The following is a 6,784-nucleotide window of genomic DNA, read 5'->3' as shown; positions in this document are numbered from 1 at the left end:
CGGCCGCGACAAGACCTACTGGTTCATGCTGGAGCCGCTGATGATCTCCAAGGAGGTGTTCACGAAGCTGCCCAAGGCGCAGCAGGACGTGATCATGGCGGTCGGCGCCGAGATGGAGACCTTCGCCCGCGATGCCGCCAAGGCCGACGACCGGGCTGTCGCCGAGATCTACCAGAAGGCCGGCGCCAAGGTCTATGACATGGACTCCGCCGTGCTGGGCAAGTGGCAGGCGATCGCCCGCGACACGGCCTGGAAGGACTTCGGGGAGAAGAACGAGTCCTGCGCCGCGCTGCTGAAGGCTGCGCAGAAGCTGCTTTGAACGAGCGCCCAGCCATGAGCCACGGTTTCGAACTCTCACCGCCGCCGCCCAGCGCCGCGGCACCCGACCCTGCCACGCCGCGCTGGCTGATGCCGCTGGCCCGCGTGCTGCTGCCCGTCAACCGCGCGATGGTCGCCTTCGGCATGCTCGCGCTGCTGGCGGCCTCCTGCGTGCTGACCTACAGCGTGGTCTCGCGCTACGTCACGCAGGCCTCCACCGACTGGCAGGACGAGGCAGCAGTGTTTTGTCTGGTCGGCGCCACCTTCCTGTGCGGGGGCTTCGTGCAGTCGCTGCGCGGGCATGTGGGCATCGAAGCGATGGCGGGGCTGCTGCCTCGCTCGCTGAATCGCATCCGCCTCGCGCTGGTCGACATCGTCGCCACGCTGTTCTGCGCCTTCTTCGCCTGGAAGTCGTGGACGCTGTTCCACGAGGCCTGGGTGGAGGGGCAAACCACCTCGTCCTCCTGGGCGCCGCCGCTGTGGATTCCCTACGGCTTGATGTCTTTGGGCATGAGCCTGCTGGCGCTGCAGTTGTTCGTGCAGGCTGCCGCTCGACTCAATGGAGGCCAGCGATGAGCATGCTGATGATCGGTTCGCTGTTCGGCGTCGCGACGCTGCTGTTCATGTTCTCGGGCATGCCGATCTCCTTCGCGCTGGGCAGCGTGGCGGTGCTCTTCATGGCCGTCTTCATGCCCGCTTCGGCGCTGGACACGGTGACGCAGAACGTCTACGAGGAGATGGCCAGCATCACGCTGCTCTCCATCCCGTTGTTCATCCTGAAGGGCGCGGCGATCGGCAAGTCCCGCGCCGGCCAGGATCTCTACCAGGCGATGCACGTCTGGATGGGCCGCATTCCCGGCGGCCTGGGCATCGCCAACGTCTTCGCCTGCGCCCTGTTCGCCGCGATGGCGGGCTCCAGCCCGGCCACCTGCTCGGCGATCGGCAGCGCCGGCATTCCGGAGATGCGAAAGCGCGGCTACTCGCCTGGCTTCGCGGCCGGCATCATCGCCGCCGGCGGCACTCTGGGCATCCTGCTGCCGCCGTCGATCACGATGATCCTCTACGCCGTCGCTGCCGAACAGTCGCTGGGCCGGCTGTTCCTGGCCGGCATATTCCCGGGCGTGCTGCTGGTCGTGCTGTTCGCCGGCTATGCGGTGGTGCGCTACCGCAAGGAGCATGCGCTGGCGCTCGATGCGTACGAGCGCGGCGGGACGGCGTCGGCCATGCTGGACAGCGAGACCTTCACGCACCGCCAGAAGTTCGAGATGCTGCCGCGCGTGCTGCCCTTCGTGCTGCTGCTGACCGGCGTGATGGTGGCGCTGTACGGCGGCTTCGCCACGCCTTCGGAGACAGCGGGCCTGGGCGCCGTGCTGGCCCTGGCGCTGGTGGCGATCATCTACAAGGTCTGGCGGCCGAAGGACGTGGCGCCGATCCTGCAGGCCACGCTGAAGGAGTCGACGATGCTGATGTTCATCATCGGCATGTCGCTGCTGTTCTCGTACGTGATGAGCTACCTGCACATCAGCCAGGCCACGGCCGAGTGGATCGTCGGCATGCAGCTCTCGCGCTGGGTGCTGCTGGCGGCGGTGCTGGTGATGGTGATCGTGCTGGGCTTCTTCCTGCCGCCGGTGAGCATCATCCTGATGACCGCGCCGATCATCCTGCCGCCGCTGAAGGCCGCCGGCTTCGACCTGATCTGGTTCGGCATCCTGATGACCATCGTGATGGAGACCGGCCTGATCCACCCGCCGGTGGGCTTGAACATCTTCGTCATCAAGAACATCGCGCCGGACATCGAGCTGAGCGACATCATCTGGGGCGTGCTGCCCTTCGTGATCCTGATGCTGCTCGCCGTCGTGCTGATCTGCGTGTTCCCGGGCATTGCCACCGCCTTGCCGGATCTTGTCATGGGACCGGCGAAATGAAGGCCTGGGGCGACAAGGCCGCCGCCCGTGCCGCGCGCAAGCAGCGCGCGGCCGAGGCGGTCGGCGGCGGGAAGCAGGTGCCGTCGAACCTGGCCGTTAGCTTGCTCGAAGCGCTGCTGCAGCCGGGCGACCGCGTCTGCCTGGAAGGCAATAACCAGAAGCAGGCCGACTTCCTCGCCGAGACGCTGGTGGGCCTGAACCCCGAGCGCGTCCACGGCCTGCACATGGTGCAGTCGGTGCTCGCGCTGCCCGAGCACCTGGACGTGTTCGAGAACGGCATCGCCAAGCGGCTGGACTTCAGCTTCTCCGGCCCGCAGGGCGCGCGGCTCGCGAAGCTGGTATCGGCCGGGCAGATCGAGATCGGCGCGATCCACACCTACCTCGAACTGTTCGCGCGCTATTTCGTCGACCTGACCCCGCAGGTGGCGCTGATCTGCGCCCAGGCCGCCGATGCCGAGGGCAATCTCTACACCGGCCCCAACACCGAGGACACGCCCGCCATCGTCGAGGCCACCGCCTTCTCCGGCGGCATCGTCATCGCCCAGGTCAACGAGGTACTGGACACGCTGCCCCGCGTGGACATCCCGGCCGGCTGGGTGGACTACGTGATCCCCGCGCCGCGCCCGCATTTCATCGAGCCGCTGTTCACCCGCGACCCGGCCCAGATCAGCGAGATCCAGGTGCTGATGGCCATGATGGCGATCAAGGGCATCTATGCCGAGTACGGCGTGCAGCGCCTGAACCACGGCATCGGCTTCGACACCGCGGCGATCGAGCTGCTGCTGCCGACCTACGGCGAGCAACTGGGGCTCAAGGGCAAGATCTGCTGCCACTGGGCGCTGAACCCGCACCCGGCGCTGATCCCGGCGATCGAGGCCGGCTGGGTGGAGTCCATCCATTCCTTCGGCTCCGAGCTGGGCATGGAGCGCTACATCCGCGAGCGGGCCGATGTGTTCTTCACCGGCGCCGACGGCAGCCTGCGCAGCAACCGCGCCTTCTGCCAGGCGGCCGGCCACTATGCCTGCGACCTGTTCATCGGCTCCACGCTGCAGATGGACCTGCAGGGCAACAGCTCCACCGCCACGCTGGGGCGCATCGCCGGCTTCGGTGGCGCGCCGAACATGGGCGCCGATGCCCGCGGCCGCCGGCACGCCTCGCCCGCCTGGCTCAAGGCCGGCGAGCAGGCCCGCGCGGGCCGTGGCGGCGCCGCGGGCACGCCGCGCGGGCAGAAGCTGGTCGTGCAGATGGTGGAGACCTTCCGCGAGCACATGCAGCCTGCCTTCGTCGACAGGCTCGATGCCTGGACGCTGCAGGAGCAAGCCGGCATGGACCTGCCGCCGATCATGATCTACGGAGAGGACGTGACGCACGTGCTGACCGAGGAGGGCATCGCCAACCTGCTGCTGTGCCGCAGCGACGAGGAGCGCGAGCAGGCGATCCGCGGCGTGGCCGGCTACACGCCGGTGGGTCTGGCGCGGGACCGGCGCATGGTCGAGAACCTGCGCGATCGGGGCGTGATCCGCCGCCCGGCGGACCTGGGCATCGATCCGCGCGAGGCCACCCGCAATCTGCTGGCGGCCCGTTCGATGCGCGAGCTGGTGCGGGCGTCCGGCGGGCGCTACGAACCGCCCGCGCGCTTCAGGAACTGGTAGGAAAGGGCCGCCATGCAAGGACTTGAAACCCTGGACTACGCCTTCGACGGCCGGCGCGTGCCGCCCGCCGGCTTCGCACCGGTGCTGGTGGGCGTCGTCGGCTCCGGCAATCTGGAGGTGCTGATCGAGCCCGCCGCCGGCCCGCGCTGCCGCGTGCACGTGGAGACCTCGGCGCGCGGCTTCGGCGCCATCTGGGAAGCGGTGATCGGCGACTTCCACCGCCGCCACGAGCTGGCCGGCGTGCAGGTCTCCATCCACGACATGGGCGCCACGCCCGCCGTGGTCGGCCTGCGGCTGGACCAGGCCGTCGCGGAGCTGCAGCCATGACGACGAGCTATCTCGAATGCTCGGCCCGCCAGCGCCTGAAGCTGTTGCTGGACGAGGGCAGCTTCCACGAGTGGCTGCCGCCCGCCGAGCGCTTGATGAGCCCGCACCTGGCCCAGCTGGGCGTGCCCTGCGCCTTCGACGACGGCGTGGCCATCGGCCGCGCCACGCTGGCCGGCCGGCCGGTCTTCGTCGCCGCGCAGGAGGGCGAGTTCATGGGCGGTGGCGTCGGCGAGGTGCATGGGGCCAAGCTGGTGGGGCTGCTCAGGCGCGCCCTGCGCGACCGGCCCGATGCGGTGCTGCTGCTGGCCGAGTCCGGCGGCGTGCGGCTGCATGAGGCCAACGCCGGGCTGATCGCCGTATCGGAGGTGATGCGCGCGCTGCTGGACCTGCGCGCCGCCGGCATCCCGGTGATCGTGCTGATCGGCGGCGCCAACGGCTGCTTCGGCGGCATGGGCATCGTCGCGCGCTGCGCCGACTGGATCGCGATGAGCGAGCAGGGCCGGCTGGCGATGTCCGGCCCCGAGGTGATCGAGGCCTCGAACGGCGTGCAGGAGTTCGATTCGCGCGACCGGGCGCTGGTCTGGCGCACCACCGGCGGCCAGCACCGCATGCACAGCGGCGACTGCGACGCGCTGGTGGAAGACGAGATCGCCGCCTTCCGCCATGCCGCGATCGCGGCCCTGGACACCCGGCGGCCGCTCGATATCGGCAGCCTGGAGGCGGAGCACGCGCTGCTGAGCGCCCGCCTGCTCGAGGAGGCATCGGCATGAACTGGCAAGACCTGACCCTCGCACTGTTCGGCCCTGGCCACGGCATCGGGCAGGACGGCGACTTCCTGCGCGGCAGCGTCACTTTCGACGGTGAACCGCTGGAGATCGTCGGCACGACGAACCATGCCGAGATCGGCGTGCGCCTCGCGCTGCGCCAGGCCCGCTCGATCCTCGACATCATGGCCGCCCATCCGGGCCGCCCGATCCTGCTGCTGGTCGACACCCAGGGCCAGCGCCTGCGCCGCAGCGACGAGCGGCTGGGCATCAACCGCGCGATGGCCCATCTCGGCATGTGCCTCGACCTGGCGCGCCGGCGCGGCCATCGCGTGCTGGGCCTGGTCTACGAGCAGGCGCTTTCTGGCGGTTTCATCACCTCCGGCCTGATCGCCGACGCCTGCGACGCGCTGCCGGAGGCCGAGATCCGCGTGATGCGCCTGCCCGCGATGGCCCGGGTCACCAAGCTGCCCGAGGCGGTGCTGGCCGAGCTGTCGCAGAGCAACCCGGTGTTCGCGCCGGGCGTGGCCAACTACGTGGCGATGGGCGGCGTGCGCCGGCTCTGGCAGGGCGATCTGCCGGCCGCCTTGCGCGAGGCGCTGGCCGACGCGCCGCGCGAGGACCGCCGGGCCGAGGAAGGCCGCCAGCGCGGTGGCCGGCACCTGGCCGCCGCCGTGATGCAGCGCGTGCTGGATGCCTCCTGATGCCGCCACCGCTGCACCGCCACCAGTTGCTGCGCCTCAGCGATGCGGGCTGGCGCCGGCAGCTGGCGCGCCCGTGGGACGACGAGGCCCGCGCCTGCCTGGCGCACTGGGCCCGCGCGCGGCTGCCGGTGGTGGTGACCGTGCAGACCGATGCGCCGGGCATCGCCGCCGGCATCGCCGCGCCCTTGGCCTGGAGCCGGCGCCGGCTGGTGCTGCGCGTGGAGCCCGACGAGGTGCTGTTCAGCGACGAGTTCCCGCCGCTCGCCGCCTTCGCGGCGCGTCCGGCCTGGCGCGGACTGGCGGCGTCGCTGGCCGCGGCCGGCATCCGCGCGCGGGTCTACGGCAGCCACGGCTGGCAGCAGCTGACCGGCCTGCGCTACGTCCACGCCCGCTCCGACCTGGACCTGCTGCTGATGGTGGCCGACGAGGCCGAGGCGGGCCGCGCCATCGAGCTGCTGCGAACCTTCGAGGGGCCACGGCTTGATGGCGAACTGGCCTTCCCCGATGGGCACGCCGCCGCCTGGCGCGAATGGCGCGACTGGACCGAGGGCCGGCATCGCCTGCTGCTGCTGAAGACCTTGCAAGGACCGCTGCTGCGCGAGCGTGAGGAGGCGGCGGCATGAAGAGGATGGCGCTCGCCCTGCGGTGGCCACCCCCGCTCACGCCGCGGCAGATCGGCCACGCCGCCACGCTGGCGCTGCACGACGAACTGGCCCTGTCGCCCAAGCCCGGCCTGGTGACGCCGGACAGCCGCGGCAGCCATGCGGACATGGACGCCACGACCTTCATGCGCAGCCTGTTCGCGCTGCGCCGCAGCTATCTGCGCTTCGCCGAGCTGGGCGCGGAGGGCGCCGCGTTCGAGGCGCTGGAGCGCTGCGGCATCGAGGCCGAGGCGCGGATGCTGGCGGCCACCGGCGGCATCAACACGCACCGCGGCGCGATCTTCACGCTGGGCCTGCTGTGCGCGGCGGCCGGCCGGCTGGCCGCCGGCGGCCAGCCGCTCGAGGCCGAGGCACTGCGCGCCACGCTGGTCGCGCACTGGGGCGAGGCGCTGGCCCGCCGCGCCACGCGCCCGCCGACGCTGGCCGGCGGCC

At 70.9% G+C, this 6,784-nt stretch carries 8 protein-coding genes and 1 pseudogene; all 9 read left to right on the top strand.

The genetic code is table 11. The features are described 5' to 3' along the window. Nucleotides 1-319, top strand: a pseudogene (locus B0W88_RS28455) (C4-dicarboxylate ABC transporter); the annotation flags it as partial. Nucleotides 320-333: 14 nt separating this feature from the next. Next, nucleotides 334-894: a TRAP transporter small permease gene (locus B0W88_RS28450; RefSeq protein ID WP_077037923.1), complete on the top strand. Its 561-nt coding sequence runs from the start codon at nucleotides 334-336 to the stop codon at nucleotides 892-894. After that, nucleotides 891-2,243 (top strand): TRAP transporter large permease, encoded by a 1,353-nt coding sequence (locus B0W88_RS28445; RefSeq protein WP_077037922.1) that lies wholly within the window; start codon nucleotides 891-893, stop codon nucleotides 2,241-2,243. Before B0W88_RS28450 ends, B0W88_RS28445 begins: the two co-directional genes overlap by 4 nt. Next, on the top strand, nucleotides 2,240-3,895 hold the full coding sequence (gene mdcA, locus B0W88_RS28440) for a malonate decarboxylase subunit alpha (RefSeq protein ID WP_077037921.1): 1,656 nt from the start codon (nucleotides 2,240-2,242) through the stop codon (nucleotides 3,893-3,895). The genes B0W88_RS28445 and mdcA overlap by 4 nt, the downstream gene beginning before the upstream one ends. Before the next feature lie 12 nt (nucleotides 3,896-3,907). After that, nucleotides 3,908-4,222, top strand: coding sequence for a malonate decarboxylase acyl carrier protein (mdcC, locus tag B0W88_RS28435; protein WP_077037920.1), 315 nt, complete (start codon nucleotides 3,908-3,910; stop codon nucleotides 4,220-4,222). Then, on the top strand, nucleotides 4,219-4,992 hold the full coding sequence (locus B0W88_RS28430) for a biotin-independent malonate decarboxylase subunit beta (protein WP_083749133.1): 774 nt from the start codon (nucleotides 4,219-4,221) through the stop codon (nucleotides 4,990-4,992). Before mdcC ends, B0W88_RS28430 begins: the two co-directional genes overlap by 4 nt. After that, nucleotides 4,989-5,690, top strand: coding sequence for a biotin-independent malonate decarboxylase subunit gamma (locus B0W88_RS28425; RefSeq protein WP_077037919.1), 702 nt, complete (start codon nucleotides 4,989-4,991; stop codon nucleotides 5,688-5,690). The genes B0W88_RS28430 and B0W88_RS28425 overlap by 4 nt, the downstream gene beginning before the upstream one ends. Then, entirely contained in the window at nucleotides 5,690-6,313 is a 624-nt protein-coding gene (gene mdcG / locus B0W88_RS28420) for a malonate decarboxylase holo-[acyl-carrier-protein] synthase (protein WP_077037918.1), read from the top strand. The genes B0W88_RS28425 and mdcG overlap by 1 nt, the downstream gene beginning before the upstream one ends. Beyond that, nucleotides 6,310-6,784: triphosphoribosyl-dephospho-CoA synthase (locus tag B0W88_RS28415; RefSeq protein ID WP_369973951.1), on the top strand; the 475-nt coding region annotated here is incomplete at its 3' end. The genes mdcG and B0W88_RS28415, both read left to right, overlap by 4 nt.

Origin of the sequence: Pelomonas sp. KK5, assembly GCF_001984095.1 — a bacterium.
Classification (GTDB): Bacteria; Pseudomonadota; Gammaproteobacteria; order Burkholderiales; family Burkholderiaceae_C; genus KK5.
Note: the sequence above shows the minus strand (reverse complement) of the source record. Positions and strands in the feature narration are given on the sequence as shown.

Bases quoted from the DNA above. Each gene is read 5' to 3' on its own strand.
- mdcC (WP_077037920.1), top strand. From the start codon at position 3,908: ATGCAAGGACTTGAAACCCTGGACTACGCCTTCGACGGCCGGCGCGTG.
- B0W88_RS28425 (WP_077037919.1), top strand. From the start codon at position 4,989: ATGAACTGGCAAGACCTGACCCTCGCACTGTTCGGCCCTGGCCACGGC.
- B0W88_RS28430 (WP_083749133.1), top strand. From the start codon at position 4,219: ATGACGACGAGCTATCTCGAATGCTCGGCCCGCCAGCGCCTGAAGCTG.
- B0W88_RS28450 (WP_077037923.1), top strand. From the start codon at position 334: ATGAGCCACGGTTTCGAACTCTCACCGCCGCCGCCCAGCGCCGCGGCA.
- mdcG (WP_077037918.1), top strand. From the start codon at position 5,690: ATGCCGCCACCGCTGCACCGCCACCAGTTGCTGCGCCTCAGCGATGCG.
- mdcA (WP_077037921.1), top strand. From the start codon at position 2,240: ATGAAGGCCTGGGGCGACAAGGCCGCCGCCCGTGCCGCGCGCAAGCAG.
- B0W88_RS28445 (WP_077037922.1), top strand. From the start codon at position 891: ATGAGCATGCTGATGATCGGTTCGCTGTTCGGCGTCGCGACGCTGCTG.